We start from the raw sequence: 26,029 nt of genomic DNA, 5'->3' as shown, positions 1-26,029 counted from the left end.
GAATCCGTGAGTCGCTTGAACACCCCGGCCTCCAGCTCCGTATAAGGCCGGGGTTTTATATGCCCGGACCGACCACGACGTTGTAGGAGTCACCGTGGGACGCACCACCAGGCGCAGACGCCCGACAGGAGCACGGCGCGCGACCTCCGCCGCGATCGCGCTGATCTTGGGCGGAGGCGGGCTCGTGGCCGCGAACGTCTACGCGTCGGCCACCGAGGACGGCGGTGGCGAGGAGTCCGGCCAGTGGGCCAACTCCGCTGCCGCGACGATCGACTGCCCGGACGTCGGCAGTGAGCTGACCGACGTGCCCGAGGGCGCGCGGGGGGACGTGGACAACGAACTCGCCGCGCTCGACGGGCAGATAGCCGAGGCCTACCAGCGGCTGCAGAACTCCGCGCAGGCCCAGCAGCAGGACGGCGGGTTCGCGGAGAACGCCATCATGAACCCGCTGAAGGAGAAGCGGGCCGCGACGATCGAGCGCATCGCGATCGCCATCGACCGCGTCGGGGACCGCCCCGAGGGGCTCGACTCGCTCGCCTCCTGCACGCTGCGCGAGACCGGCAACGACAACGGGGGCGACCAGGGCGGCGACCAGGACGGCGACGGCGCCGGCCAGGACCAGGGCGGCCAGCAGGGTCAGGACGGTCAGCAGGGTCAGCAGGGCCAGGGCGGTCAGCAGGGCCAGCAGGGCAACGGTGGTCAGGCGGGCAACGGCCCGGTGGCAGCGGACTTCGCCGACATCACCTCCGTCCAGCCGGGCGGGCAGGGCGGGGCCCGGGGGCAGAACGCCTCGCGCGGCTCCTTCACCACCGCCTGCGGGGTGAACGCGAACGGCGTGTTCAACTCGGACAACGTCATCGTCGCCCCCGGCGTCAGCAACGGCGCCCACCACTTCCACGACTACGTCGGCAACCAGGCCAACAACGCCTTCGCCAGCGACGAGGACCTCGCGGCCGCCGAGACCAGCTGCGAGAACCAGGACGACAAGTCGTCCTACTTCTGGCCGGTGCTGCGTGTGCAGAACGGCACCGTCGAGCAGGACGCCAACTCGCCCGGCGGCGGCATCGAGGGCAACGCCGGTGAGATCGTGACCCCCAAGCAGGTCACCATGACCTTCGTGGGCAGCCCGCGGGGCGAGGTCGCCGAGATGCCGCGGCTCCTGCGCATCATCACCGGTGACGCCAAGGCGTTCGTCAACGGCCCGGCCAACGCCAACGCCTCGTGGAGCTGCACCGGGTTCGAGGACCGGCAGCTGAAGGACAAGTACCCGCTCTGCCCCGACGGCAGCGACGTCGTGCGCACCTTCAAGTTCCAGAGCTGCTGGGACGGCCGCAACATCGACAGCGCCAACCACCGCACGCACGTGGCCTTCGCCGCCGCCGACGGCAGCTGCCCCGGCGGTTTCAAGGCCATTCCCCAGCTCGTCCAGCGCATCGTCTACGACGTCGACGCCCCGAGCCTCCAGGACGGCGGCCGTACGACCCCGCTGTTCGCGGTGGACTCCTTCCCCGAGCAGGTCCACAAGCCGATCACCGACCACGGCGACTTCATCAACGTCTTCGACGAGGGCCTGATGCGCGAGATGGTCGACTGCATCAACGAGGGCCGCGAGTGCGACGCGGCGGACCTCGGCGGCGGCCAGGGTGCCGGTGACGGCGGCGACGGCGGCGACCAGGGCAACGGTGGCGACCAGGGTAAGGATCAGGAGCAGCCCGGCGGCGACCAGGGCGACGGCGGCGACCAGAACCAGGACGGTGGCCAGGACCAAGGTCAGGACCAGGACCAGGACCAGGACCAGGACCAGGACCAGGGCCAGGAGCAGCCGGGCGACCAGGAGGGCCAGAACCAGGGCCAGGACAAGGGCCAGGACAAGGGCCAGGACAAGGGTCAGGGTCAGAACCAGGGCGAAAACGGTGACGCCGGCGAGCCCACGGACAAGGCCGACACGCCCAAGACCTTCGCCTCGCCCAAGGCGACCCAGCGCGAGCGCGACAAGGACGCCGGGCAGGACGCCGGCCAGGGCGGGGGCGAAGACAAGGACGACGAGGCCGCCGACCAGACCCCGGCCGGGAACATCCCCTCGGCGGCGGGCGCGGGCCAGGCCGGCTCCCAGGGTGCCGAGGGATCCACGGGCTCCCAGTCGGCCGCGGGCGACCTCGCCGACACCGGTGCCGAGATGTGGCCGGCCGTGCTCGGCGGTGTCCTCGCGCTCTGCGGTGTCGTCCTGCTCCGCCGTGTGCGGCGCGGAGCGATCAGCTGAAGCCGCGGAGCCGCTGACGTACCGCCACCCCTCCGCCATCCGGACCAGTCCCCAAGGCCCGCCAACCTTGTTAATTTGAACGGGAGTTGATCCCGTGTCGGATGACGGTCGAGGCGGACCATGGCGAAGGGGTGGGCCCGGCGGCTGCCGCCGCCGGGCGACATGGCGGCGGCAGCCGTGCTGCTGGTGGCCATGACGGCGGTGAGGGTGGGCGCGGAGCGGGAGACCGACGCCCCCCTCGCCGCGGTGCTCGCGCTGAGCGCGGTGATCGCCGCCGGTGTGGCCCTCCGACGCAGTGCCCCGCTGACCGCCTACGCGCTGGGTTCGGCCGGTCTCGTCGCGGAGGCCCTGTCGGTGGGACCCGGCCCGCTGACCCCGGTCGCGAACCTGATCGGGGTGTACTCCCTGGGCCTGTACGCGACCCCCTTCCGGGCCCTGCTCGGCGCGCCTCTCGTCCTGCCGGGCGTCCTCGCCCACTTCGCCCCGAAGGACGACTCGTCCGTGACCCAGGTCGCGGTGGTGTGCGTCTGGCTGCTGGTGTGGGGGGCGGGCCGTGCCACGGCCCGGAGGCGCGAGGAGATGGCGGAGCTGCTGCGGCGTGAGGCCGTCGTCGCCGAACGGGTCCGCATCGCACGGGAAGTGCATGACGTCCTGGGCCACTCGGTCAACGCCATGCTCGTGCAGGCGGGCGCCGGACGCCTGGTCCTCGACACCGACCCGGCCCGGACCCGTGAGCTGCTGATGAGCGTCGAGCGCACCGGCCGCGACGCCCTCACGGAACTCGACCACCTTCTCGGCCTCCTGCGTGCCGAGGACGCCGAGCCCGGTGCAGGGACGGCCGCCGAGCCCGGCGCCGGGGCCGACGCCCCTGCCGGCCCGCCGAACCCGGCCCCGCCGACCTCGCCCGACTGATCCGTCCGCTGGCCGACGCCGGCATGGACGTACGCCTCCACATCGAGCCGGAGACGGGCACGTTGCCCCGTGCGATACGGCTGTCGGTCCACCGCATCGTCCAGGAGGCCCTCACCAACGCCCTGCGCCACGGCCACGCCCGGTCCGCCGAGGTGACCGTCCGCACGGAGCCACTGGAGCCGTCGGAGCCGTCGGTGCGGTCGGACCGGTCGGACCGGTCCGGGAGGGCGGTCCTCGTACGGATCGTGGACGGCGGCAAAGGGCCCCGACCCGGGGTACCGGCCGGGCCGGGGACTGCGGGGCATCACCGAACGGGCCGTCGCTTTCGGCGGATCCGTCTCCCACGGCCCGGCGGACGGCGGCGGCTTCGCCCTGAGCGTCGAGCTGCCGCTGCCATGACCGTACGGGTGCTCCTGGCCGACGACGACGCGCTGTTGCGGGCCGGTGTCGCGGTGATCCTCGGTACCGCCCCCGGCATCGAGGTCGTCGGGGAGGCGGGGGACGGTCTGTGTGCTGTGGAACTCTGCCGCTCGCTGGCCCCCGACGTCGTCCTGATGGACGTGCGGATGCCCGGGATCGACGGCATCCAGGCCACCGCGCGGATCGTCGACGCCGGGCCGGCGTCCCGGATCCTCGTCCTGACGACCTTCCCCGACGACGCCTACGTCTGGCGGGCCCTGCGCGCGGGCGCCAGCGGCTTCCTGTTGAAGCGCACCGCTCCCGAGCGGCTCATCGACGCCGTCCGCACGGTGGCCGCCGGCGACACCCTGCTGGACCCGTCGGTGACCCGCGCCCTGGTCGAACGCTTCGTACTCGACGGCGACGGCGACGGCGGCAGCGGGGGCGGGGGTGATGGGGAGGTCGCCCGCCCCGGCACGGCCGCCGCGGACCGCGCCCGGCTGCGTCACCTCACCGTCCGCGAGGCACAGGTCCTGCGTCTGATCGCGGAAGGGCTGTCCAACGCCGAACTCGCCGCCCGGCTGAACATCGCCGAGTCGACCGCGAAGACCCACGTCAAACGCATCCTGCACAAGATCGGCGCCCGTGACCGCGCCCAGGCCGTCGTCCTCGCCTACCGCTCGGGCCTGATGGAACGCGGCGACTGCCGGACCACCCACCTCCGCTGACCCGGCGGTCCCCCACCCGCACTGCCCGGTGTACCCCCACGGGGGTACACCCCCGCACCCCCGCAGGGGGACGCCCCGGTTCCCGCCGCCGCCCTACGGTCGGGGCCGGCCCGAGAGGGAGGGGGGAAGGGATGAAGACAGGCGCCGTCCTGGTGGGGGACATAGGGCGTGCCGTGCGGCCGGTCGGCCGTTACCAGCGGCTGCTGTGGTGGTGCGGAACCGCGCTGCTGGCCTCCGGTGTCCTGCACGGTCTGGTGGCGGTCGTGGACGGCGGTCCGTGGTGGGGGCCGGTGTCGTGGCGCAAGCCGGTGGTGTTCGGGGTGTCCTTCGGCGTGCTGGTGTGGTCGGTGGTGTGGATCCTGCGCGGACTGCCCGACCGCTGGTGGGTGCGGGTTCCCGCGGGCCTCGTCGTCGGCACCTCCCTTGCCGAGACCGTGCTCATCTCGGCCCAGCGCTGGCGCGGAGTCGCCTCCCACTTCAACCAGGCCACCGACACGGACGCAGCGGTCTGGTCCGCGATCGGCACCCTGATCCTGCCGCTGATCCTCGGCCTGGTGTGGCTCCTCGTCGCCGTCCTCGTACGGTTCTACGGCAGCCCGGCGTCCCGGGTCGCGGCGTGCGTCGGCCTGGCCGCCGTACTGGTCGCGGGCTACATCGGCGGCGACATGGCCGCCCTCGGCGAGGCCGCGTTCGACGAGACGGGTCGCGTCCCGTGGGAGGTGCTGTTCGGGGCGGCGGGCAGCGCCAAACTGGCCCACGCCACAGGGCTGCACGGCCTCCAGGTGCTCGCCCTCGTCGCGATCGTGTGCGACGCGGGTGCCCTGCGGCGCCGTACGGCGGGCGTCGTCGTCGCGGCCGCGGCCGCCGGTTACGCCGCAGTGCTGGGCGCCGTCACCGCGACCGCCTACGCCGGACGCGCCCCCTTCGACGCGACGGCCCCCATGTGGACCCTCCTGGCCTCCGGCGCCCTCCTGACCTGCGCGGCGGCGACCGTGGCCGTCGTCCACGCGGCCCCCGCGCGCCGGGCGCCCGACCCTGCGGCGACACCGCTCGACGGCCCGCTCCCGGAGCCCTCCGGCAGCCCACCGGGCTGACGCGGCCGCGATGGGCGATCACCCCGGAGGGTTGCCGCGCCGGTGGTCACGAAAGGTCATCGATCTTGGCCCCTGGCGACCGGAATCGGCTGTCGCGCCATATGGTTTCAGCCGTACACTGACAATTCGTAGGCATGCGGGTGTAGTTGACGGGGGGATCCGACATGTCCGGAGACCAGTACGGGCCATACGGAACGAGAGACCAGGACGGCTGGAGCCACAGCTATGTGGTGCCACCGATGCCGTCGGCGCCGCCGCCCGGTCCGGCCGACCCCTGGCGCGCCATCGGCGTGGGGCTGCTCAACCTCAGCGGTCTCGGCCTCGGTTACGCCCTGGTGCGCCGGCCCCTGCTGACGCTGCTGTGCTGGGTGGCCACCGGCATCCTGCTCTTCACGGTGCTGCCGGCCGACCCCGACGGCGTGTCCGGCACGACCCTCGTCGTCTACGGCCTGTTCCTCGTCCTCACAGCCGTCCACGGGGCCATGGTCGGCCTGCGCAACCGGCTGGTGTGGCCCGCGCAATCCCCGCTCGCGATCGCGCTCGGCGTCCTGCTCCTCGGCGTCCCGGTCGCCGGCTCCCTGCTGTACGAGAGCGCGCGGGACGAGGCCGCCGAGCAGATGCTCCTGGACCGTCTCGACACCGCCGACGACCTCGTGCGCAAGGCCTCCGGCGAGTCCTTCAGCACCACCCAGTCCGAGTACCGCAGGGCCTTGAGCGCCTACGACGACCTCAGCACCGACCACCCCGACTCGCGGGCGGCCGAGAAGATCCCGGACCGGCTGAAGACGTTCTACACGACGGTCGGCGCGCCCTACGAGAAGCAGGAGTACTGCGACGCGATAGCCCCGCTCGAGTACCTGCGCACGGTCCCGCAGACCCTGAGCAGGAAGGACGTCGGCTCCCTGGCCACCTGGCCCGACGACCGGCTCGCGACCTCCCTGTACGAGTGCGCCTCCGGCACCCTCGCGAGCGGCACGGGCGACTGGACCGACCACTTCCGCGACCTGCTGAACGAGTTCCCCGACTCCGAGCAGGCGGCGAAGGTCGAGCCCGACGTCAAGACGGCCGTCGACAAGGCGATCAAGGCCGTCGGCGGCGACGACCCGTGCAACGCCGTGCAGCAGCTGGAGTCCCTCAGCCTCCAGGTCAAGGGCCTGCCCGGTGAGAAGGCGGGCGTCGGCGACGCCCTCGCCGACGACGCCGCACGCGCCGACCGGTCCGCCTCCACCGGCGTCTACACCTGCGGCGTGTCCCAGTACGAGGACGGCGAGTTCGCCGACGCGGTCACCTCGATGAACGACTTCGTCAAGGCCAACAAGAAGCACAAGAACGCGCCCCGCGCCAAGAAGATCGCGATCGCCGCCGAGATCGCGCAGGAGGTGCCGGCGGCGGGCAAGAAGCTGCCCACCACCCGTACGGGCGGCAGCATCACCGTCACGGTCAAGAACGACAGCCCCGACGAGATCCAGGTCATGTACACCGGCCCGGTCACCGGCACCTTCACCCTGAAGGGCTGCGGCGGCTGCACCAGCTACGACTGGAGCCGCACCCTCGACCCCAACTTCAAACCGTGCAGCGGCGGCAAGAAGTACCCGCAGCGCACGATCACCCTCCCGGTCGGCACCACGTACTTCCTGCACAAGCCGCAGGGCGGCACCTCCTCCAGCCCCGCCTCGGACACCGCCAAGCTGCAGTCGGGCTACATCTACACCGAGTGCGCCTACGTGACCACGGGTCTCGGCACCAACTCGTGAGACGACGAGCGCGGCAGGGCGGCAGACCGGAGGGCCGGCAGGGGCGGACTCAGCCCCTGCGGCCCTCCAGCCACCCGGCCACGTCGTCGAGGTCCTTCGCGACGGCCCTGCGCACCGCACGGGCACCGACGCCGCCCAGCACCTTGGCCAGCAGACCGGAGACGGCGCCGGTCGGCACCGCCGTGAACGTCATCCGGATGGTCGTCGACGCGGGGCCGTCGGGCCGCAGCTCCCACGCGGAGACGTAGTGGGAACCATGGGACTCGGCCTCCACCACATAGCGCTCGGGCGGTTCGCTCAGGGTCACGCCCATCTCCTCGGTGGCGTCCTTGCCGAACATACGGCGGGTCTCCCGCCATCGCGTGCCCACCCCGAACCCCCCGCCGGTGAGGACCTCCACCCTGACGACGCCGCTCAGCATCCGCTCCATGCCGGCGAGGTCCGTCAGGGCCTCCCACACCCGCCCCTGGGAGGCGGCTACTCGCCGCTCCACGACGACACTCGCGCTGGTCATGACTCCCATGAAAGCACCGGGCCCCGACCACCGCCCCAGGACGACGGCCGGCGCCCCCGTCCGGAGCACCCCCCTACCCCCGAAATGAGGAGAAGCCGATGACCGAACGTCCCGAGGGTGCCCCGGCCCAGCCCCAGCCGCAGGACCAGCCGTCCGCGACCCCGCCCGGCCCGCCCGGACAGCCCGGTCCGGCGTACCCCGCGCAGCCCCAGCCGGCCGCGCAGCCGCAGACGCCGACCCAGGCCCAGCTCCCGGCGTCGCCGAGCGCCTACCCGTACCCCAACCCCCAGTCGCCCGCCGGATTCGGCCCGCCGGCCGCCTCCCTGCCCACCCAGCACAACCCCTACGGGCAGCCGCAGCCCGGCGGCTACCCGCCCGCCGGCTATCCCACGGCTCCCGCCGCCCCCGGCTCGGGCGGCGCCGGACGCGCCGTGCTCTGGGCCGTGGTGGGCGCGGTGCTGGCATCCGCCGCGTGGGCCGGAGGCGTCTTCCTCCTCGGCCGCGACGACAAGGCCGACCTGCGCGGATACGAGGCCAAGTCCGAGCTCTGCCGGGAGGTGGAGCACTCCTCGTTCGACGACGAGTACCCGGAGGAGGACTCGAGCCCCGTGAACCAGTCCCTGGAGCACGAGGCCCTCGACCAGAGCTACTGCAGTCTCTCCCTGAAGAAGTCCTCGACCTCCACCCTCTCCGACGCGTACTTCTCCGTGGAACTGGAGCTGCACAAGAAGACCGACCCCGGCCCCGAGTTCACCGCCCGCTGGGCCGAGTACGACCAGCGCTACGACGACTACGAGGTCGAGCGGATCAGCGGCTTCGGCGACGAGGCGTACCTGGTCACGGAGGACACCACCTCCGGCGGCGACAGCAGCGGCAGCCGCTCGGCCACGCTCGCGGTGCGCGACGGCTGGGTGACGTACGAGATGAGCTGGAGCGCGTACGCGTCGTCCTACGACGACGACGCGGCCAGTCTTCCGGAGGTGGCGGAGGTCACCGACTGGCTCAAGACCGACACCACCGCGACGCTGGAGAACCTCAAGGAGATCGACGGGGTGTAGCGCGGGAACGGCGGAACACGGCGGAGGCGGGGGCGCGAACGCCCCCGCCTCCTTTCCCTCTCACCCTCACCCGGTTCAGTCACCGGCGGCCTTGGCGTAGTCCTTGGCCATCTGCCCGGCGAAGTCGTAGACGACGCACTGTTCGTCGCCCACGACCCACGCGTCGTGGCCCGGCGGACAGACGAAGACGTCGCCCGGTCCCAGCTCGCCCTCACCGCCGTCGTCCATACGGATGTGCATGCGCCCCTGCGCGACGTAGCCGTTGTGGTGGACCTCGCAGCTGTCCGTGCCCGCGATCGGTGCGACCGACTCCGACCAGCGCCATCCCGGTTCGAAGACACCCACGGCGAAGTCGAGCCCCGTGAGGTGGACGGCTTCGAGGTGCCCCCGCGGGAAGTCCCGGCGTTCGTCCGGCTTCTCGACCGTCTTGATCTCCAGCATGGCGGCTCCTTCCGTTCCGTCCCACCTCCCCATCGTCCGCCCGTCAAGCCGGGGCCGCCATCCGGGGGACCGGCGGCGCAGGAGATGCCGGAGTGCCGTGAGGACCGTGTAATGAGGGTCGGAGATCGTCCCCAGGGAGAGAGATGAGCGCACGGCGTTCCCACGGCAAGGGCGGCGGCACGAGCGGTACCGGCGGGCTGCGCGGACTCGGCGAGTGGTGCGCCCGTCACTTCGTGATCGTGATCGTCGCCTGGCTGGTGGTGCTGGCGGCCCTCCAGGTCCTCAACCGCTCGTTCGGCGGCGACTACTCGGACAACTTCTCCCTGCCCGGCGTGCAGTCCCAGAAGGGCCTGGACGTACTGAAGGCGCACGATCCCCAGGCCGGCGGCTACAGCAGCCAGATCGTCGTCCACGACAAGGACAAGCCGCTGACCCAGCTCGGCTCCCAGATGTCCGACACGGTCGACGACCTGCAGAAACTGTCGCACGTGCTGTCGGTGCAGAACCCCCTCACCACGGCCTCCTCCCAGTCGTCGGACCAGTCGGACCAGTCGGGCCAGTCCGACCAGTCGAAGCAGCCGAATGTCGGCCCGCTGTCCTCGGACCAGAAGACCGCGTACATCACCATCCGCTTCGACGTACAGCCGTCGACCCTCCAGGACAGCTACCTCCACGGTGTCGACGACGCGGTGCAGCCGCTGAGGTCCGCGGGCGCCGAGGTCGAGTACGGCGGTCCACTCGGCGAACTGGCCCGGCCCGCCCCCGACGACCGGGTCAGCGAACTCATCGGCTTCGGCGTGGCGATCGTCGTCCTGCTGATCGGCTTCGGCAGTGTCATCGCGGCCGGTCTGCCCCTGGTGACCGCGCTGCTCAGCGTGGTCGGCGGTCTGGCCTGCCTCGGTCTGCTGGCCGCCGCGTTCACCTTCGCCACCGTCTCGCCGACCCTGGCCACCATGATCGGCATCGGCGTCGGCATCGACTACGCCCTGTTCCTGATCACCCGTCACCGGCAGGCCCTCATGGACGGCGCCGACCCGGTGCGGGCCGCCGGCCGGGCCACCTCCACCAGCGGGCACGCCGTCCTCGTCTCCGGCTGCACGGTGATCGTCGCCCTCGCCGGGCTGTACGCGTCCGGGGTGAGCTTCATCGGCAAGCTGGGGCTCGCCGCCGCGACGACCGTCGTCTCCGCGATCGCCGGCGCCCTCACCCTGCTCCCGGCCCTGCTCGGCCTCATCGGCCGACGCATCGACCGCTACCACGTGCGTCGTCCCGTCGCGGAGACCGGCGTCCAGGAGGGCGAGGAGATCACCGGGACCTGGCACCGCTACGCCCAGCGCGTGGAGCACCACCCCTGGTGGTTCCTGTCGGCCGGTGTGGTGACCGTCGCGATCCTCGCGATCCCCGTCTTCTCCATGCAGCTCGGCCACATCGGTGACGGCGCCGACCCCACCTCCTTCACCGACCGGCGCGCCTACGACCTGATGACTGACGCCTTCGGGCCCGGCTCCAACGGGCCCCTCACCGTCGTCGTCGACCAGACGTCCGTCCCGTCCTCCGACCGGCAGTCCCTGCAGAGCACCGTGCAGAAGGACCTCGACGACGTGAAGGGCGCGTACGCGGTCACGCCACTGACCCCCACCCAGGACGGGGACGTCCTGGTCGGCACGGTCTACTCCACTCAGTCCCCCCAGGACGCCGACACCACGGACCTGGTGAACCGCCTCGTCGACGACACCCTGCCCGGCGCGGTCTCCGGCACCAAGGCCGAGGGCTATGTCACCGGCACCACCGCGTCCCAGGTCGACTTCCGCGACATCGTGGCGAGCCGGCTGGCCGTCATCATCGCCGTGGTCGTCGCCCTCGCCTTCCTGATCATCCTCGCCGTCTTCCGCGGTCCGCTCGTCGCGCTGAAGGCGGCGGTCCTCAACGTCCTGTCCATCGGGGCCTCGTACGGGGTGGTCGTCGCCGTCTTCCAGTGGGGCTGGGGCGGCCCGGCCCTCGGCGTCAACGGCAAGGTGCCCATCGAGAGCTACGTCCCGATGATGATGTTCGCCATCATCTTCGGCCTCAGCATGGACTACGAGATCTTCCTCCTCTCCCGTGTCCACGAGGCCTGGCAGCGCACCGGGGACGCCCGCGCCTCCGTCGCCCACGCCTTGGAGATCACCGCGCGCGTCATCACGTGTGCCGCGCTCATCATGGTCAGCGTGTTCGCCGCGTTCATCGTGAGCGACAACATCGTGGTGAAGATGCTCGGCCTCGGCCTCGCCGTGAGCGTCCTGATCGACGCGACGGTCGTCCGCCTGCTCATGGTCCCCGCGGTGATGACCCTGCTCGGCAGCCGCGCCTGGTGGACCCCGCGGTGGCTGGACCGCGTGCTGCCGCACATCGACGCCGAGGGCGGCACGGCGGAACGGCCGGCCCCGGTGAAGCAGGGACCGACCGCCTGACCGACCTGTCGCAGAGCGAGGTGTCGCTCTGTCAGAAGGTCAGCTTCCAGCTGTTGATGTAACCGGTGTCGAGGCTCGCCACGTCCTGGACGCGCAGCTTCCAGGTGCCCGCGGCGGTCTCGGAGGACGCGTCCACCGTGTACGTCTCGATCACGTTGTCCGCCGAGTCGGAGGACGCGGAGTTCTTCAGCCGGTACGTTGTGCCGTCCGGAGCGACGAGGTCGATGACCAGGTCACCGCGCCAGGTGTGGACGATGTTCACGTCCACGGTGAGCGGGTTGGACGCGGCCCCCGCCCGGTTGACGTTGATCGGTGACTCGACGGTGGAGTTGTCGGGGATCTGGTAGTCGGCGGTGTTCTCGAAGACCGACTGGTTGCCCTCCTCGTCCACCCGCCAGGCGAAGCTCGCCTTCCCGGTCTTGTCGGCCGCGTCCGTCACGGTGACGGTCGGCGTCCAGTTCCCGGCCGTGGTCGGGGTGCCCGAGATGCGTCCCGTGGCCGCGTCGATGGACAGCCCGTCCGGCAGACCGGTGGCCGCGTACGACAGGGCACCGGCGTTGGTGGACGACGCCTGGACGTCCAGGGTGACCGCCTGCCCGGTGAGGCTGTACTGCGCGGCCGGCGGAACGACCGTCACGCCGTCGAGGATCCGGGACCCGACGTTGATCGCGGCCCAGGCGTTGGCGGTGTTGTTGTACGTCGGCGAGCCGAGCCCGTACAGGTCGGCGGCCGCGCGCAGGGTGTAGGTGCGCGCGGCGGCGTAGTTGGTCGCGGACACCATGTACGTGGTCAGCGCCCGGAACCAGATCTTCTCGGCGGCCTCCCGGCCTATCGGCGTCACCGGCAGCCCGTCGAAGGTCGGCGAGTCGTAGGAGACGCCGTTGACGACCTTCGCGCCGCTGCCCTCGGAGGCCAGGTAGAACCAGTGGTTGGCCGGGCCCGAGGAGTAGTGGACGTCGATGTTGCCGAGCGTGGAGGACCAGTAGTCGCGCGAGGAGCCGTCCTTGCTGGGCTTGTCCATGTAACGCAGCGGCGTGCCGTCGCCGTTGATGTTGATCTTCTCGCCGACCAGGTAGTCCCCGACGTCCTCGCTGTTGCCGGCGGCGAACTCCACGGCGGCGGCGAAGATGTCGGAGGTCGCCTCGTTCAGCCCGCCCGACTCACCGCTGTACACGAGGTTGGCGGTGACCGACGTCAGACCGTGCGTCATCTCGTGCGCGGCCACGTCGATGGAGGTGAGCGGGTTGGCGTTGCCCGACCCGTCGCCGTACGTCATGCAGAAGCAGCCGTCCTGCCAGAACGCGTTGACGTAGTTGTTGCCGTAGTGGACGCGGCTGTACGGGGCCACCCCGTCGTTGCGCAGGCCGTTGCGGCCGTGCACGTTCTTGTAGTAGTCCCAGGTCAGCGCGGCACCGTAGTGCGCGTCCGCGCCGGCGGTCTCCAGGTTGGCGGCGGTCCCGTCGCCCCAGATGTCGTCGCTTCCGCTGAACAGCGTGCCCGTCCCGGACGAGCCCCGGTTCAGGTTGTAGGTGCGGTGGTTGCCGCGGTCCGCGTCGGTCAGCGTGTACGACGACCCCGACTGGCTGGTGCCGAGCGCCACCGAGCCGCTGTAGCGGGTGTTGCCCGTGCCGGTGTGCACGGCCTCGTAGTCGAACAGCTTCTTGCCGGTCTGCGCGTCGGTGATGACGTGCAGCTCGCTCGGGGTGTCGTCGTGCTGGAAGCCGCTGACGACGGTCTCGTAGGCGAGGGTGGGCGTGCCCTTCGCGGCCCAGACGACCTTGCGGACGCTGTCCGCCTCGGTCTTGGCCGAGCCCTCGTCCTTGGCCGCCTTGAGCGCCTGCTTCTCGGCGCTGGCCTTGCTGACCGCGGCGCTGAGGTCCGACACCTTCAGCCGGGGCTTGTAGGAACGGGTGACGCTCTCGACCGCGCCGGACTTCGACGCGTGGACGATGAGGTCGCCGCCGAGGACGGGAAGTCCGGCGTAGGTGCGCTCGTAGCGGGTGTGCAGGGTGCCGTCGGCGTCCTTGACGACGTCACGGACCCGCAGCTCCTCCTTTCCGCCCAGGTCGAGGCGGTCGGCGGTGCTGTCCGTGGCCTTCTCGGCCTTGCGGATCAGGGTCTCGCGCTGAGCGGGGCTCAGCTTCGCGGGCAGGGACCCGCGGTCGAGCTTGGCGGCCACGGGACGGGCGGTGCCTTCGCCGCCGTCACCGCGGGCGCTGGCCGAGCCGCCCGGTACCGCCACCGCGAGCATCGCTGTCGCGACGACGAGCGTGGCCATGGCCGTTGTACGTCTGTGGGGGGTGGATCTCACGCGAACTCCTTTGCTGCGGCCGACGTTGGACGAACGGCCGTACGAAGGACCCGGTGCACGGATGGGGCGCCGGGTGGTGCAGGGAGAGCTGCGTTGCGGGTGCGCGTGCTCCGTCGTGAGACGGAGTGGGCACAGAGTGACAGACGTGAGCCGCTTATGTCAGGGGCATATCAAGTCTTTGGCCGGAAACTGTTCGATTATCGAGTGGTCGCCGACGGGCTGACCACGGCGGACCCGGAATCGACCCCCACGGCGTTCGAGGAGCGGACGGTGCGACCCGGAGTGCCGTCCGTGCCGTCCGTGCCGTCGGGGGCCCGGCACGGACGGCGGAGCGTGGGCGTTCGGCGTCAGCCCTGGACGGGCGGCGACTGCGGGCCGTCCTCCAGGGAGTCGGCGTTCCTGAGGTGGTCGCGCAGCCACTGCTCGGTGTGGTTCACATGCATCAGCGCGGCGGCGTGAGTGAGGACGGCGTCACGGGACGACAGGGCCTCGAAGATCGCCTCGTGTTCCGCGAGGGTGCGCCCCGAGGCCTGGTCGTCCACCAGACCGCGCCAGATACGGGCGCGCAGCGTACGGCCCGAGATGCCCTCCAGCAGCGTGAGCAGCGTCTCGTTGCCCGTGGCCGCGACGACGGCGCGGTGGAACGCGGCGTCGTGCGCGTTCAACTGCTCGACGTCGTCGCGCGCCGCGCGCATGGCGTCCAGATGCCGCTTCACCTCCGCCAGTTGCTCGTCGGTGATCCGGGTGGCGGCCAGGGACGTCGCGACCGGTTCGAGGAGCCGGCGCACCTCCATCAGGTCCAGCAACGCCACCGTGTCGCCCTGTAGCAGCTCCACCGCGCCACCGAGACCTTCGAGCAGCAGGCTGGGCTGGAGGCTGGTCACATAGGTGCCGTCGCCCCGCCGCACCTCCAGGACACGGGCGACGGCGAGCGCCTTGACGGCCTCGCGCGCCAGGTTGCGCGACAGGCCCAGCTGCGCGGCCAGCTCGGGTTCGGGCGGAAGCTTGGAGCCCGGCGGCAGCGCGCCGGTGCGGATCAGCTCGCGAATCTGCTCAATGGCCCGGTCCGTCAGAGACAACGCCCACCCCTTCCGTCTCCGGAGTGTGCTCCGCGCTGTTCCGCGTGGGTACGTCCGGTCTGATCAGTCCCCTGGCGCGAAGGTCGTCCCAGAGGCCTTCGGGCACCCGCCGACGGTACAGGTCCACGTTCCGCCTGACCTGCTCCTCGCTCCTCATTCCCAGGGTGACGTTGATGATACTGGGATGGCTGAAGGGGAAGGCGATGGCGGCGGCGGGCAGGGTCGTCCCATGGCTCTCGCAGACCTCGGCGATCTCCCGCGCCCGGTCGACGAGGTGCGGTGGGGCGTCCGCGTAGTCGTACTTCATGCCGGGGGCCGGGCGGTCCCGTGACAGCAGACCCGAGTTGAACACGCCGACGGCGACCACGCTCCTGCCGTGCTCGACGGCGGCGGGCAGGACGTCGTCGAGGGCGGACTGGTCGAGGAGCGTGTAGCGGCCGGCGAGCATCACGACGTCGGCGGCGGTCTCGCGCAGGAAGCGGGCGAGCATGGCCGACTGGTTCATACCGGCGCCGATCGCTCCGACGACTCCCTGGTCGCGCAGGTCGGCGAGGGCGGGCATGGCCTCGTCGGCGGCCTGCCGCCAGTGGTCGTCGGGGTCGTGGAGGTAGACGACGTCGAGCCGGTCGAGGCCGGTCCGTTCCAGGGTGGCGTCGATGGAGCGCAGGACGCCGTCGCGGCTGAAGTCCCACGCGCGGCGCAGGTCGTCCCGGACGACGAACCCCTCACTGTCGACACCCCGCGGCCGCTCGTTGGGTACGAGGAGGCGGCCCACCTTGGAGGAGACGACGTACCGCTCGCGGGGCAGGCCCCGCAGAGCGGCTCCGAGGCGCCGCTCGGACAGTCCGAGCCCGTAGTGGGGCGCGGTGTCGAAGTAGTTGAGGCCCGCGTCCAGGGCGGTCCGGACGGCGGCCGCCGCGTCCTGGACCGGCGTGACCCGGTAGAGGTTGCCGATGACGGAGGCACCGAAGCCCAGCTCGGTGACCTCGATGGAGGTGTTCGCGATCCTGCGGTTGTGCACGACGTGCTCCTGGAGGCGGGGTTGCGGAGGGGACGGGGCGCCGGTCAGCGCCGGACGGCGGCCGAGCCACCGGCCATGAGCGCCTCGACCTCCGCGAGCGACGCCATGGAGACATCACCCGGTGTGGTCATGGCGAGCGCCCCGTGCGCCGTGCCGTAGGCGAGGGCGCGCTCCAGGCCGGTGCCGGTGAGCAGCCCGTGGATGAGACCGGCGGCGAACGCGTCGCCGGAGCCGATGCGGTCCAGGACCTGAAGGCCCGGCAGGTCGGGGCCCGCGACGAAACCGTCCGTCGGCGACCAGGCCGCCGAGGACCAGTCGTTCACGCCCGCCGACGGCACCGCGCGCAGGGTCGTCGCCAGCACCCGCGCCGACGGCAGCCGGCCGGCGACCTCGGCGAGCGCGTCGGGCACCTCGTCCCGGCCGACCCGCACCGCTCCCGGGTACGGTCCGGCCAGACCGAGGGCGCCCACCACCACGTCGGCGTGCCGGGCGAGCCGCAGGTCGACCTCGCGGGCCCGGTCGGCACCGCCGCGGCCCGCCCAGAGGCTGGGGCGGTAGTTGGGGTCGTAGGAGACGGTGACGCCGTGGCGGCGGGCGGCGGCCATGGCCTCGTCGGCGACGTCGACGGTGGTGTCGGACAGGCCGGCGAAGATGCCCCCGGTGTGGAACCAGCGGGGCCCGGACGCGAACAGCGTGTCCCAGTCGATGTCGCCCTTGCGCAGCTGGGAGACCGCGGTGTGCGCGCGGTCGCTGACGCCGAGGGCGCCGCGGATGCCGTAGCCGCGCTCGACGAAGTTCAGGCCGTTGCGGGCGGTGCGGCCGATGCCGTCGTCGGGCACCCAGCGGATCAGCGAGGTGTCGACGCCGCCCTGGAGGACGAGGTCCTCGACGAGCCGGCCCACCGCGTTGTCGGCGAGGGCGGTGACGACGGCCGTACGCAGTCCGAAGCAGCGGCGCAGTCCGCGTACGACGTTGTACTCGCCGCCGCCCTCCCACACCTGGAAGGTGCGGGTGGTGCGGATACGCCCCTCACCCGGGTCGAAGCGCAGCATCACCTCGCCCAGGGCCAGCACGTCGATCACCGGGCACTCCTCTCCACGGCCTCGGCGGTCAGCCGGCGGATCCCCGCGAAGTCGCCGCGCTCCAGATGGCCCGGCGTGGCCATCCAACTGCCGCCGACGGCGAGGACCGCCGGATGGGCGAGATAGTCGGACATCCGGTCGAGGCCGATGCCGCCGGTCGGCACGAAACGCACCCCGGGGAAGGGGGCGGCCAGAGCCCGCAGCAGCGCGCCCCCGCCGAGCGGCTCGGCGGGGAAGAGCTTGACGGTGTCGAGGCCCGCCGCGAGGGCGCGCATCAGCTCGGTCGCGGTGGCGATGCCCGGCACGACGGGCACCCCCAGCTCGCGGCAGCGCGCGACGACGTCCCCCTCGTAACCGGGGGAGACGACGAAGCGCGCGCCCGCCGCCACCGCCCGTTCCGCCTGCTCGGCGGTGAGCACGGTCCCGGCACCGACGACCAGGCCACCGTGCGTGGCCATCGTCTTCAGGACCTGCGCCGCGTCCGGCGTGCGGAAGGTGACCTCAGCGCACCGCGCGCCGCCCGCGGCGAGCGCGTCGGCGAGCGGGCCGGCCGTGCCGGGGTCGGGCACGGTCAGCACCGGCATGATGCGGCAGCCGTCGAGGACGCCCGCGAGGTGGGTGCCGGTCATCGGCCGAGCCATCCGCCGTCGACGGGCAGGGTGGTGCCGTGGACGTAGGCGGCGGCGTCGGAGGCCAGGAAGACGGTGGCACCCGCGAGGTCGTCGGCGCTGCCCCAGCGTCCGGCGGGGATGCGCTCCAGGATCGCCTTGCTGCGGACGGGGTCGTCCTGGAGGGCCTGGGTGTTGTCGGTGGCGATGTAGCCGGGGGCGATGGCGTTGACGTTGACGCCGTGCGGTGCCCATTCGTTGGCGAGGGCCTTGGTCAGCCCGGCGATGCCGTGCTTGGCGGCGGTGTAGCCGGGGACGGTGATGCCGCCCTGGTAGCTGAGCAGGGAGGCGGTGAAGATGACCTTGCCCTGGCCGCGGGCGACCATGCCGGCGCCGACGGCGCGGGTGAGGGCGAACTGGGCGCTCAGGTTGACCTGGAGCACCAACTCCCAGTCAGCGTCGGTGTGTTCGGCCGCGGGGGCGCGGCGGATGGTGCCCGCGTTGTTGACCAGGATGTCCACGGGGCGCTCCCGGCCGGCCAGCTCCGCGCCCAGGGCGCGGACGGCGTCGGGGTCGGCGAAGTCGGCGCGGATCGCCTCGAAGGTGCGGCCCGCGGCGTTGACGTCCTTCTCCACGTCGCTGCCGGATTCCTCCAGGCTGGCGCTGACTCCGATGATGTCGGCTCCGGCTTCGGCGAGGGCGCGGGCCATGGCCCGGCCGATACCGCGGCGGGCGCCGGTGACGACGGCGAGCTTGCCGGTGAGGTCGAAGGCGCTCATACGGCCGCTCCCTGGGTGTCGTCGGTGCAGTCCACGAGGATCTTCATCACGTCACCGCCGCCCTCCAGCGCCTCGAACGCGGCGGGTGCCTGGGTGAGGGGGACGACCTTGCTGATCAGCCGGTCGGCGGGGATGGTGCCGTCCGCGACCAGGGCGACGGCCTTCTCGAAGTCGGAGCGGTCGTACAACCGGGCTCCGACGAGGGTGAGTTCGCGCCAGAAGAAGCGGTGCAGGTTCACCTCGCGGGGCCGGGGGTGGATGGCGACCAGGCACAGCCGGCCCCGCACTCCCAGCACCTCGACGGCGGTGTCCACACCGCCGGCCGCACCGGACACCTCGAACGCGACGTCGGCGCCCGCGTCGGCGGTCCATGTGCCGACGAGGGTGCCGATGTCGTCGGCGGCCGGGTCCCAGACGGTCAGCCCCAGTCCCTCGGCCAGCGCACGGCGGTGGGCGCTGAGCTCCACCACCCGCACCTCGGCCCCGGCGGCCTGCGCGACCAGTGCGATCAGCACTCCGACCGGACCGCCGCCGACGACCACGACCTTCTCGCCCTCGCCGACCTGCGCCCGGCCGACGTCGTGCACGGCCACCGCGGTGGGCTCCACCAGCGCGGCCCGGTCCAGGGGGAGTGATTCCGGGAGGCGGATCAGGGTGGCGGCGGGTACGGTCCAGCGTTGCTGCATGGCGCCGGGGGAGTCGATGCCGATGAAGTCGAGGTGCTGGCAGACGTGTTGGTGACCGGCCCGGCAGGCGGGGCAGGTGTCGTCCCAGCGCAGCGGCATCACGGTCACCGCGTCGCCGACCTGCCAGCCTTCCACGTCGGGGCCGACCCCGACGATCCGGCCGGACATCTCGTGCCCGAGGACGGCGGGCGTGGCGACGCGGGCGTCCATGTCGCCGTGGAAGATGTGCAGGTCGGTGCCGCAGATACCGACGTAGGCGGGGGCCAGTACCACCTCGCCGGAGCCCGGGGGCACACTCGGTGCGGGAGCGGTGTCCAGGGTACGGGCGGCCGTGTAGCGGACGGCGAGTGTCATGGCGTTCCCGGGGTCTTTACGGCGCGGACGCCGATGGTCAGCAGCAGGTTGGCGTAGGTGCGGATGTCGGCGGTGACGACGGCCAGCGCCAGGTCGGGGGAGCGGGCGGCGTCGTAGAACGCGAACCGGTCGAGGGCCTCCACCGGGGCGGGCGCCAGACGCGCGCGGTACTCGGCGATGGCCGGTGGTTCCGGTTCGCCCTCGGGCGGCACCATCACCTGGGCCGACTCCACGGGCAGCGCGGTCAGCAGGACGTCGAGAACGGTGGTGACGTCCAGCAGCCCGGGGGCCAGGTTCAGGTGCACGGTCCTCGCCCGGTCGCCGGTGGCGGTGCTCGCCGGGTAGTGGCCGTCGGCGAGCAGCACACGGGCACCGTGGCCGGCGCCGGCCAGCGCTTGCAGGATGCCGGGGTGCAGCAGATCGGTCAGGAGCACGATGTTCCCTCCTTCCTCTCGGGGGTGGGTGGTTCAAGGGGATCGAGGCCGTAGAAGGCGGTCGCGGTGCCGGCGAGGATCGCCTCCGTCTCGGTCGCGGAGCAGCCGTCGAGCAGTTCCTCCACGGTCGCCGCCCACGCGTTCCAGTCGCCGGCGAGGACGCACACCGGCCAGTCCGAGCCGAACATCAGCCGGTCGGGGCCGAAGACGGAGAGCAACAACTCCCACACCGGCCGGATGTCCTCGACGGTCCACTTCTCGTGGTCGGCCTCCGTGACCAGACCGGAGACCTTGCACCGCACCTGCGGATGGGCGGCGAGCCGCCTCAGCCCCTGCTCCCAGGCACCGAGTTCACCTGCGGCGATGGGCGGTTTGCCCGCGTGGTCGAGGACGACCGGCAGATCGGGGAGACGCTCGGCCAGCCGCACCGCCTGGTCGAACTGGTGATCACGGATGAGGATGTCGTACGCCAGCCCGCGCTCCCGCACCGCACGCAACGACCGCTCCACGGAAGGCTGTTGCAACCACCGGGGGTCGGACTCGCCCTGGACGAGATGGCGTACGGCCCGCAGACACCCGCCACCGGGGCCGGCCCGCAGCTCGTCGAGGACGTCGCCGACGGCCGGTGCGGTCAGGTCGACCCAGCCGACGACCGCGCCGACCAGGGGGTCCCGCTCGGCCAGCGCGAGGAGTTCGCGGGTCTCCGGCACGGACGTGACGCACTGGACGACGACGGTGCGCCGCAGCCGCCGCCCTGCGATCGGCCGGGTCGCGGCCGATCGCAGGTCATCCGTGCCGAAGCTTCGGTGGATCGGCGCGTGGCCCGGCTCGCTCAGCCAGGGCTGGGGGCGGCGGTCGAGGTCCCACACATGGTGGTGGGCGTCGACCAGCCCGGGCACCTCAGACACGGGCCGACCAGACCGGGCCGTCGGGGTAGGTGTACTCCTTGAGGGAGGCGGGGTGCATCTGCGCGCCGAGCCCCGGCAGCGTCGGCGCCAGGTAGTGGCCGTCGGCGATGCGCACCGGGTCGACGAAGTGTTCGTGCAGGTGGTCGACGTACTCGATGACGCGGTCCTCGGTGGTGCCGGAGACGGCGACGTAGTCGAACATCGACAGGTGCTGGACCATCTCGCACAGGCCCACCCCGCCGGCGTGCGGGCAGACCGGTACGCCGAACTTCGCGGCGAGCAGCAGGATGGCGAGGTTCTCGTTGACGCCGCCGACCCGCGCGGAGTCGATCTGCACGATGTCCACCGCGCCGGCCTGGAGGAGCTGCTTGAACACGACCCGGTTGGCGACGTGTTCGCCGGTGGCGACCTTGATGGGGGTGAGCGCCTTGCGGACGGCGGCGTGGCCGAGGATGTCGTCGGGGGAGGTGGGCTCCTCGATCCAGTACGGGTCGTAGGGGGCCAGCTCGCGCATCCAGTCGATGGCGGGCTGGACGTCCCACCGCTGGTTGGCGTCGACGGCGATGCGGATGTCCGGGCCGACGGTCTCGCGGGCGGTGCGCATGCGGCGGATGTCGTCCTGGAGGTCCGCGCCGACCTTCAGCTTGATCTGGGTGAAGCCGTCGGCGACGGCCTCGCGGGCCAGGCGGGACAGCTTCTCGTCGGAGTAGCCGAGCCAGCCGGGGGTGGTGGTGTAGGCGGGGTAGCCCCGTTCCAGCAGGTGGGCGATCCGCTGCTGGCGGCCCGGCTCGGCGCGGCGCAGGATCTGAAGTGCCTCCTCGGGGGTGAGGGCGTCGGACAGCCAGCGGAAGTCGACCTGCGCGACCAGTTCCTCGGGCGTCATCTCGGCGAGGAAGCGCCACACGGGCTTTTCGGCCCGCTTGGCGGCGAGGTCCCAGGCCGCGTTGACGACGGCTCCGGTCGCCATGTGGATGGCGCCCTTCTCCGGGCCGAGCCAGCGCAGTTGGGGGTCGTGGACGAGGGTGCGGGAGAAGGCCCCGAGATCGCCGCAGACCTCCTCGACGGACAGGCCGACCACATGGGGGGCGAGGGCCGCGATGGCGGCGGCCTGGACATCGTTGCCGCGGCCGGTGGTGAAGGCCAGGGCGTGTCCTTCCAGCCCGTCACCGGCGTCGGTGCGCAGGACGACGTACGCGGCGGAGTAGTCGGGCTCGGGGTTCATGGCGTCGGAGCCGTCGAGGTGTTCGGAGGTGGGGAACCGCACGTCCAGGACGTCCAGGGCGGTGATGCGGGCGGATGAGGGCACGGTGGAGGACATGGCGGCAACTCCTGTGAGGGGCAAGGGGGATCGGTCCCCTTGCGACGAGACGTGAACGCGGCGGAGGTCGGGCGGCCGGCGACGGCCGCCCGGGTCACTCCTGGACCTTGCCGCCGGTGATGCGGGAGATGGCGAGGGCGACCAGGATGATCAGGCCGTTGAGGGCGCCGATCCACTGGGCGGGGACGCCGGCGAGGGTGAGCACGTTCTGGATCATGAAGAGCAGCAGGATGCCGCAGAACGCGCCGAACATGGTGCCCTTGCCGCCGTTGAGGCTGATCCCGCCGATGACGGCGGCGGCGAAGACGGTGAAGATGTAGCCGTTCCCCTGCGCGGAGGCGACCGAGGCGAGACGCCCGGAGAGCATCAGCCCGGCGAGCGCGGCGAGCACACTGCCGGCGACGATGACGATCCACAGCACCCGGTCGGTGCGGATGCCCGCCGCCTTCGCCGCGTCCACGTTGCCGCCGATGGCGTACAGGGAGCGGCCGAAACCGGTCCAGCCGAGGACGACGATCGCGACGGCGAACAGCGCCAGGCAGATCCAGATGGAGGCGGGCATCCCGAACCATTCGGCGGTGCCGAGGTAGAGCATCGACCCGGGCAGCTGGAAGAAGGTCTGGCCGCCGGAGATGCCGGTGAGGACACCGCGCAGCACGATCAGCATGCCGAGGGTGACGATGAAGCCGTTGAGGCCGAACCGGATGATCAGCAGGGCGTTGATCACGCCGACGAGCGCGCCCACGGCGAGGGTGACCGGGATCGACCAGGCGCCGGGCAGCAGCCCGAGTCCGTGGCCGGCGCCCGTGGGGACCACCAGCCAGGCCGCGACGCCGGGCGCGAGGCCCATGGTGGACTCCAGCGACAGGTCCATCTTCTTGACGATCAGGATCATCGTCTGGGCGAGGACCAGCAGGGCCATCTCGGACATCGTCTGGAGGACGTTGACGAGGTTGTCGGCCTGGAGGAAGACCGGGTTGACGATCTGTCCGACGATCGCGATGACCACGATGGCCGGGACGAGGGCGAGGTCGCGCATCCGGGCCAGGGGGATCCGGCCGCCGAGCAGGGCCGTCCGCCTGGGCTTGGGTTCCACGGCCTGGGCGGCTGTGTCCGCGAGGACGGTTTCAGGCATTGAGGTCCACTCCTTCCATCGCGGCCACGAGTTCGTGGTCGTGCCAGCCGCGGGCGATCTCTGAGGTCACACGGCCCTGGAACATCACCAGGACCCGGTCGCACATGCGCAGGTCGTCGAGTTCGTCGGAGGCGATGAGCACCCCCGTGCCGGTCTGCGCGGTCTCCTCGACCTTGCCGAGGAGGAACTCCTTGGAGCGCACGTCCACGCCCGCGGTCGGGTTGATCAGCACCAGCAGGCGCGGGTCGTCAGCGAGGGCGCGGGCCATGACGACCTTCTGCTGGTTGCCGCCCGACAGCGCGGAGACGGGCAGCTCGGGTCCCGGTGTCTTGATCGCCAGCTTCTCGATCATGTTGCCGGCCAGCCGGTCGCGTCGGTCACGGCTGAGGAAGCCGTTCGTGCCGAGCCGGTGGGGAACGGAAAGGGTGGCGTTGTCCGCGATCGACATGTCGGGGACGAAGCCCTGGTGGTGCCGGTCCTGGGGGACGAACCCGGCACCGGCGGCCAGCGCCGCGGGCACACTGCCCGGCCGGGGGCGGCTCCCGGCGATCTCCACCTCGCCCGCCGCCGCGGCCCTCAGACCGACGACGGTCTCGGCGACCTCGGTTCGTCCGCTGCCGGCGGCACCCGCCAGGCCGACGATCTCGCCGGCCCCGACCCGGAAGGTGACGTCGTCGTAGCCGTCGCCCCGCAGGGCGTTGACATGCAACGCGGCCGGGGCGGCGGCGTCGAGGGTGCCGGCCCGTTCAGCGCGCCGCTCGGTCGCGGCCTCACCGGTCATGGCGGCGACGAGGTCGGCCCGGCCGAGGTCCGCGACCGGCGCCGTCACGATGTGCCGGGCGTCGCGGAAGACCGTCACCATGTCGCAGATCTCGTAGATCTCCTGGAGGTGGTGGCTGATGAACAGGAAGGTGACGCCCTGGCGTTGCAGATCGCGGATGCGGTCGAAGAGGCGGTTGATCGCGGCACCGTCGAGTTGCGCGGTCGGCTCGTCGAGGATGATGAACCGCGCCCCGAAGGACAGGGCCCGGGCGATCTCCACGAACTGCCGTTGTTCGACGTCCAGTTCCCCGGCGGGGGTCTGCGGGTCGACGTCCACCGACCAGGTCGACAGCAGTTCCTGTGCGCGGCGCCGGGTGGCCTGCCAGCTGATGAGGCGGCCGCGGGCCCGGTCGTGCCGGTTCAGGAAGAGGTTCTCGGCGACCGTCAGGGTGGGGATGATGGTCGACTTCTGGTAGACGCAGGCCACCTGGCGCCGCCAGGCGTCCCGGTCGCTGAGCCGGGGAGCGGGCCGGCCACCGAAGGTCACCGTTCCCTCGTCGGGGGCCTGGAGGCCGGTGAGTACCGACACCAGGGTCGACTTGCCGGCTCCGTTGCGGCCGACGAGGGCGTGGGTCTCGCCGGGCCGGATGGTGATCCGGGCGCCGTCGAGGGCCACGGTCGGCCCGAATCGTTTGACTATGCCCGCCGCCTCGACGACGGGCGGGCCCGAGGGGGCCCGTCCGCCGTCCGCCGGGGCGGGCGCGGGGGTGACTGTCCGCTCCCCGTCGCTCATCTCAACCGCCTTGTTCTCGTGAGCCTTCGCATTCCGGTGAGGGATCAGCCGAGGTTGTTGCCCCACAGCGACTTGTCGTCGCTCTTGACGCTGGGCACACCGCCGTAGGAGCCGCCGTCGGCGGTGACGAGCGGGGCGGAGAGCTGGTCCTCCAGCAGGCCGTCGCGGACCTTGATGATGGTGCTGTCGTGGTCGGTCTTGCCGGGCTTGAACGTCTTCCCGTCGATCGCGGCCTTGAGGTAGTAGAGGGCGTACTTGGCGTACAGGTCGGCCGGCTGGGACACCGTGGCGTCGATCTTGCCCGCGCCTATGGACTTCAGCTCCTCGGGGATGCCGTCGTTGGACACGACGAACACGTGCTTCTTGTCCTTCGGGTCCACCAGCAGACCCTTCTGCTTGAGGACCTGCAAGGTCCCGGACAGCGCGAAGCTGGACTGCATGTAGATGCCCTTGATGTCCGGGTGCTGGGTCAGCCGGGTCTGGAGCTTCTGCGCGGCGACCGCGCCGTCCCAGTTGGTGGCCTCGCCGAACACCGTGATGTCCGGGTAGTTCTTCTTCATGCACTCGTTGAACGCCTCGGTGCGGTCACGGCCGTTGATGGAGTCCAGACCGCCCTGAAGCATCACGACCTTGCCCTTGCCGCCGAGCTTCGTGCCGAGGAACTGGCAGGCCTTCTCGCCGTAGGCGCGGTTGTCGGCGCGCACCACCATGAACACCTTGCCGCTGTCGGGGCGGGTGTCGACGGTGACGACGGGGATCTTCTTCGCCTCCAGCTGCGCCAGGCTCGGGGCGATGGCGGCGGTGTCCTGCGGGGCCATCGCGAGGCCCTTGACGCCCTGGCTGATGAACGTCTGCGCGTTTGCGGTGAGCTTGGCGACGTCGTTCTGCGAGTTGGTGGTCTTCAGGGAGAGGCCCAGCTCCTTGGCGTACTCCGGCGTGTACTTGATGTACGAGTTCCAGAAGTCGGTGTCGGAGCGCGGGTAGTCGACGCCGACCAGCGGCTTGTCACCCGACGCCGAGGAGTCGGTGGAGCCGCTGCCGCACGCACTGAGCAGCGCCAGTGCGGACAGGGCGGATACGGCGGAACAGAGGGCTGTTCTGAGTCTCATGAGGGTTTCCTCGCGCTGGTCCCGTAGCGGGAGATGTTTC

Annotated in this window: 22 protein-coding genes; 7 read left to right on the top strand and 15 right to left on the bottom strand. The window is 71.7% G+C overall.

Annotated elements, in window-relative coordinates; translation table 11 throughout:
* Positions 1-184 precede the first annotated feature (184 nt).
* The 5 genes from SMA5143A_RS36950 to SMA5143A_RS36925 all read left to right on the top strand — a co-directional run bounded on the left by SMA5143A_RS36950 (position 185) and on the right by SMA5143A_RS36925 (position 7,147).
* The gene (locus tag SMA5143A_RS36950; RefSeq protein ID WP_107467178.1) at positions 185-2,260 is read left to right on the top strand and encodes a DUF1996 domain-containing protein; all 2,076 of its coding nucleotides are present in this window, start codon (positions 185-187) and stop codon (positions 2,258-2,260) included.
* A gap of 120 nt (positions 2,261-2,380) precedes the next feature.
* On the top strand, positions 2,381-3,172 hold the full coding sequence (locus SMA5143A_RS36945) for a sensor histidine kinase (protein WP_107467177.1): 792 nt from the start codon (positions 2,381-2,383) through the stop codon (positions 3,170-3,172).
* 395 nt (positions 3,173-3,567) lie between these two features.
* On the top strand, positions 3,568-4,299 hold the full coding sequence (locus SMA5143A_RS36935; RefSeq protein ID WP_107467176.1) for a response regulator: 732 nt from the start codon (positions 3,568-3,570) through the stop codon (positions 4,297-4,299).
* A 131-nt stretch (positions 4,300-4,430) separates the two neighbouring features.
* Positions 4,431-5,393: a hypothetical protein gene (locus SMA5143A_RS44345; RefSeq protein ID WP_258193952.1), complete on the top strand. Its 963-nt coding sequence runs from the start codon at positions 4,431-4,433 to the stop codon at positions 5,391-5,393.
* A 164-nt stretch (positions 5,394-5,557) separates the two neighbouring features.
* Positions 5,558-7,147: a hypothetical protein gene (locus SMA5143A_RS36925; RefSeq protein ID WP_375136592.1), complete on the top strand. Its 1,590-nt coding sequence runs from the start codon at positions 5,558-5,560 to the stop codon at positions 7,145-7,147.
* Positions 7,148-7,196: 49 nt separating this feature from the next.
* Here the strand turns inward: SMA5143A_RS36925 and SMA5143A_RS36920 are convergent, their stop codons facing one another.
* Positions 7,197-7,661 (bottom strand): SRPBCC family protein, encoded by a 465-nt coding sequence (locus tag SMA5143A_RS36920; protein WP_107467174.1) that lies wholly within the window; start codon positions 7,659-7,661, stop codon positions 7,197-7,199.
* A gap of 98 nt (positions 7,662-7,759) precedes the next feature.
* Here SMA5143A_RS36920 and SMA5143A_RS36915 point away from each other — a divergent pair, with 98 nt between their 5' ends.
* Entirely contained in the window at positions 7,760-8,719 is a 960-nt protein-coding gene (locus SMA5143A_RS36915; protein WP_107467173.1) for a hypothetical protein, read from the top strand.
* A gap of 75 nt (positions 8,720-8,794) precedes the next feature.
* Here SMA5143A_RS36915 and SMA5143A_RS36910 read toward each other — a convergent pair whose 3' ends face one another.
* The gene (locus tag SMA5143A_RS36910) at positions 8,795-9,160 is read right to left on the bottom strand and encodes a cupin domain-containing protein (RefSeq protein WP_107467172.1); all 366 of its coding nucleotides are present in this window, start codon (positions 9,158-9,160) and stop codon (positions 8,795-8,797) included.
* A gap of 143 nt (positions 9,161-9,303) precedes the next feature.
* Here SMA5143A_RS36910 and SMA5143A_RS36905 point away from each other — a divergent pair, with 143 nt between their 5' ends.
* A complete protein-coding gene (locus tag SMA5143A_RS36905) occupies positions 9,304-11,610 on the top strand; it encodes an MMPL family transporter (protein WP_107467171.1) in 2,307 nt (768 codons plus the stop codon).
* 31 nt (positions 11,611-11,641) lie between these two features.
* Here SMA5143A_RS36905 and SMA5143A_RS36900 read toward each other — a convergent pair whose 3' ends face one another.
* The 13 genes from SMA5143A_RS36900 to SMA5143A_RS36840 form a co-directional block, all read right to left on the bottom strand.
* The gene (locus SMA5143A_RS36900; RefSeq protein ID WP_107467170.1) at positions 11,642-13,921 is read right to left on the bottom strand and encodes a M4 family metallopeptidase; all 2,280 of its coding nucleotides are present in this window, start codon (positions 13,919-13,921) and stop codon (positions 11,642-11,644) included.
* A gap of 347 nt (positions 13,922-14,268) precedes the next feature.
* Complete coding sequence (locus SMA5143A_RS36895; RefSeq protein WP_107467207.1) at positions 14,269-15,000, bottom strand: FadR/GntR family transcriptional regulator; 732 nt, start codon at positions 14,998-15,000, stop codon at positions 14,269-14,271.
* Positions 14,975-16,021 (bottom strand): aldo/keto reductase, encoded by a 1,047-nt coding sequence (locus tag SMA5143A_RS36890; RefSeq protein ID WP_107467169.1) that lies wholly within the window; start codon positions 16,019-16,021, stop codon positions 14,975-14,977. Before SMA5143A_RS36890 ends, SMA5143A_RS36895 begins: the two co-directional genes overlap by 26 nt.
* A 44-nt stretch (positions 16,022-16,065) precedes the next feature.
* Positions 16,066-17,103 carry a sugar kinase gene (locus tag SMA5143A_RS36885; RefSeq protein WP_107467168.1) on the bottom strand — a complete coding sequence of 346 codons (1,038 nt, stop codon included), beginning with the start codon at positions 17,101-17,103 and terminating at the stop codon, positions 16,066-16,068.
* Positions 17,100-17,732, bottom strand: a complete 633-nt coding sequence (locus SMA5143A_RS36880) for a bifunctional 4-hydroxy-2-oxoglutarate aldolase/2-dehydro-3-deoxy-phosphogluconate aldolase (protein ID WP_107467167.1) — start codon at positions 17,730-17,732, stop codon at positions 17,100-17,102. The genes SMA5143A_RS36885 and SMA5143A_RS36880 overlap by 4 nt, the downstream gene beginning before the upstream one ends.
* Positions 17,729-18,490, bottom strand: a complete 762-nt coding sequence (locus SMA5143A_RS36875; RefSeq protein WP_107467166.1) for an SDR family oxidoreductase — start codon at positions 18,488-18,490, stop codon at positions 17,729-17,731. Before SMA5143A_RS36875 ends, SMA5143A_RS36880 begins: the two co-directional genes overlap by 4 nt.
* The gene (locus SMA5143A_RS36870; RefSeq protein ID WP_107467165.1) at positions 18,487-19,530 is read right to left on the bottom strand and encodes a zinc-dependent alcohol dehydrogenase; all 1,044 of its coding nucleotides are present in this window, start codon (positions 19,528-19,530) and stop codon (positions 18,487-18,489) included. Before SMA5143A_RS36870 ends, SMA5143A_RS36875 begins: the two co-directional genes overlap by 4 nt.
* Entirely contained in the window at positions 19,527-19,964 is a 438-nt protein-coding gene (locus tag SMA5143A_RS36865; RefSeq protein ID WP_107467164.1) for an RbsD/FucU domain-containing protein, read from the bottom strand. The genes SMA5143A_RS36870 and SMA5143A_RS36865 overlap by 4 nt, the downstream gene beginning before the upstream one ends.
* Positions 19,955-20,872 carry an amidohydrolase family protein gene (locus SMA5143A_RS36860; protein WP_107467163.1) on the bottom strand — a complete coding sequence of 306 codons (918 nt, stop codon included), beginning with the start codon at positions 20,870-20,872 and terminating at the stop codon, positions 19,955-19,957. Before SMA5143A_RS36860 ends, SMA5143A_RS36865 begins: the two co-directional genes overlap by 10 nt.
* On the bottom strand, positions 20,865-22,190 hold the full coding sequence (locus tag SMA5143A_RS36855; RefSeq protein WP_107467162.1) for an L-fuconate dehydratase: 1,326 nt from the start codon (positions 22,188-22,190) through the stop codon (positions 20,865-20,867). Before SMA5143A_RS36855 ends, SMA5143A_RS36860 begins: the two co-directional genes overlap by 8 nt.
* Before the next feature lie 94 nt (positions 22,191-22,284).
* Positions 22,285-23,325 carry an ABC transporter permease gene (locus SMA5143A_RS36850; RefSeq protein ID WP_107467161.1) on the bottom strand — a complete coding sequence of 347 codons (1,041 nt, stop codon included), beginning with the start codon at positions 23,323-23,325 and terminating at the stop codon, positions 22,285-22,287.
* Positions 23,318-24,880 carry a sugar ABC transporter ATP-binding protein gene (locus SMA5143A_RS36845; RefSeq protein WP_107467160.1) on the bottom strand — a complete coding sequence of 521 codons (1,563 nt, stop codon included), beginning with the start codon at positions 24,878-24,880 and terminating at the stop codon, positions 23,318-23,320. The genes SMA5143A_RS36850 and SMA5143A_RS36845 overlap by 8 nt, the downstream gene beginning before the upstream one ends.
* A gap of 44 nt (positions 24,881-24,924) precedes the next feature.
* The gene (locus tag SMA5143A_RS36840) at positions 24,925-25,989 is read right to left on the bottom strand and encodes a sugar ABC transporter substrate-binding protein (RefSeq protein ID WP_107467159.1); all 1,065 of its coding nucleotides are present in this window, start codon (positions 25,987-25,989) and stop codon (positions 24,925-24,927) included.
* Positions 25,990-26,029 lie beyond the last annotated feature (40 nt).

The sequence above is a fragment of the Streptomyces sp. MA5143a genome (assembly GCF_900290235.1).
Taxonomy (GTDB): domain Bacteria; phylum Actinomycetota; class Actinomycetes; order Streptomycetales; family Streptomycetaceae; genus Streptomyces.
Note: the sequence above shows the minus strand (reverse complement) of the source record. Positions and strands in the feature narration are given on the sequence as shown.

Excerpts from the sequence above, each read along its gene's own strand:
- SMA5143A_RS36905 (WP_107467171.1), top strand. The coding sequence starts at position 9,304 with ATGAGCGCACGGCGTTCCCACGGCAAGGGCGGCGGCACGAGCGGTACC.
- SMA5143A_RS36920 (WP_107467174.1), bottom strand. The coding sequence starts at position 7,661 with ATGACCAGCGCGAGTGTCGTCGTGGAGCGGCGAGTAGCCGCCTCCCAG.
- SMA5143A_RS36880 (WP_107467167.1), bottom strand. The coding sequence starts at position 17,732 with ATGACCGGCACCCACCTCGCGGGCGTCCTCGACGGCTGCCGCATCATG.
- SMA5143A_RS36850 (WP_107467161.1), bottom strand. The coding sequence starts at position 23,325 with ATGCCTGAAACCGTCCTCGCGGACACAGCCGCCCAGGCCGTGGAACCC.
- SMA5143A_RS36845 (WP_107467160.1), bottom strand. The coding sequence starts at position 24,880 with ATGAGCGACGGGGAGCGGACAGTCACCCCCGCGCCCGCCCCGGCGGAC.
- SMA5143A_RS36875 (WP_107467166.1), bottom strand. The coding sequence starts at position 18,490 with ATGAGCGCCTTCGACCTCACCGGCAAGCTCGCCGTCGTCACCGGCGCC.
- SMA5143A_RS44345 (WP_258193952.1), top strand. The coding sequence starts at position 4,431 with ATGAAGACAGGCGCCGTCCTGGTGGGGGACATAGGGCGTGCCGTGCGG.
- SMA5143A_RS36925 (WP_375136592.1), top strand. The coding sequence starts at position 5,558 with ATGTCCGGAGACCAGTACGGGCCATACGGAACGAGAGACCAGGACGGC.
- SMA5143A_RS36915 (WP_107467173.1), top strand. The coding sequence starts at position 7,760 with ATGACCGAACGTCCCGAGGGTGCCCCGGCCCAGCCCCAGCCGCAGGAC.
- SMA5143A_RS36870 (WP_107467165.1), bottom strand. The coding sequence starts at position 19,530 with ATGACACTCGCCGTCCGCTACACGGCCGCCCGTACCCTGGACACCGCT.
- SMA5143A_RS36855 (WP_107467162.1), bottom strand. The coding sequence starts at position 22,190 with ATGTCCTCCACCGTGCCCTCATCCGCCCGCATCACCGCCCTGGACGTC.
- SMA5143A_RS36910 (WP_107467172.1), bottom strand. The coding sequence starts at position 9,160 with ATGCTGGAGATCAAGACGGTCGAGAAGCCGGACGAACGCCGGGACTTC.
- SMA5143A_RS36840 (WP_107467159.1), bottom strand. The coding sequence starts at position 25,989 with ATGAGACTCAGAACAGCCCTCTGTTCCGCCGTATCCGCCCTGTCCGCA.
- SMA5143A_RS36935 (WP_107467176.1), top strand. The coding sequence starts at position 3,568 with ATGACCGTACGGGTGCTCCTGGCCGACGACGACGCGCTGTTGCGGGCC.
- SMA5143A_RS36945 (WP_107467177.1), top strand. The coding sequence starts at position 2,381 with ATGGCGAAGGGGTGGGCCCGGCGGCTGCCGCCGCCGGGCGACATGGCG.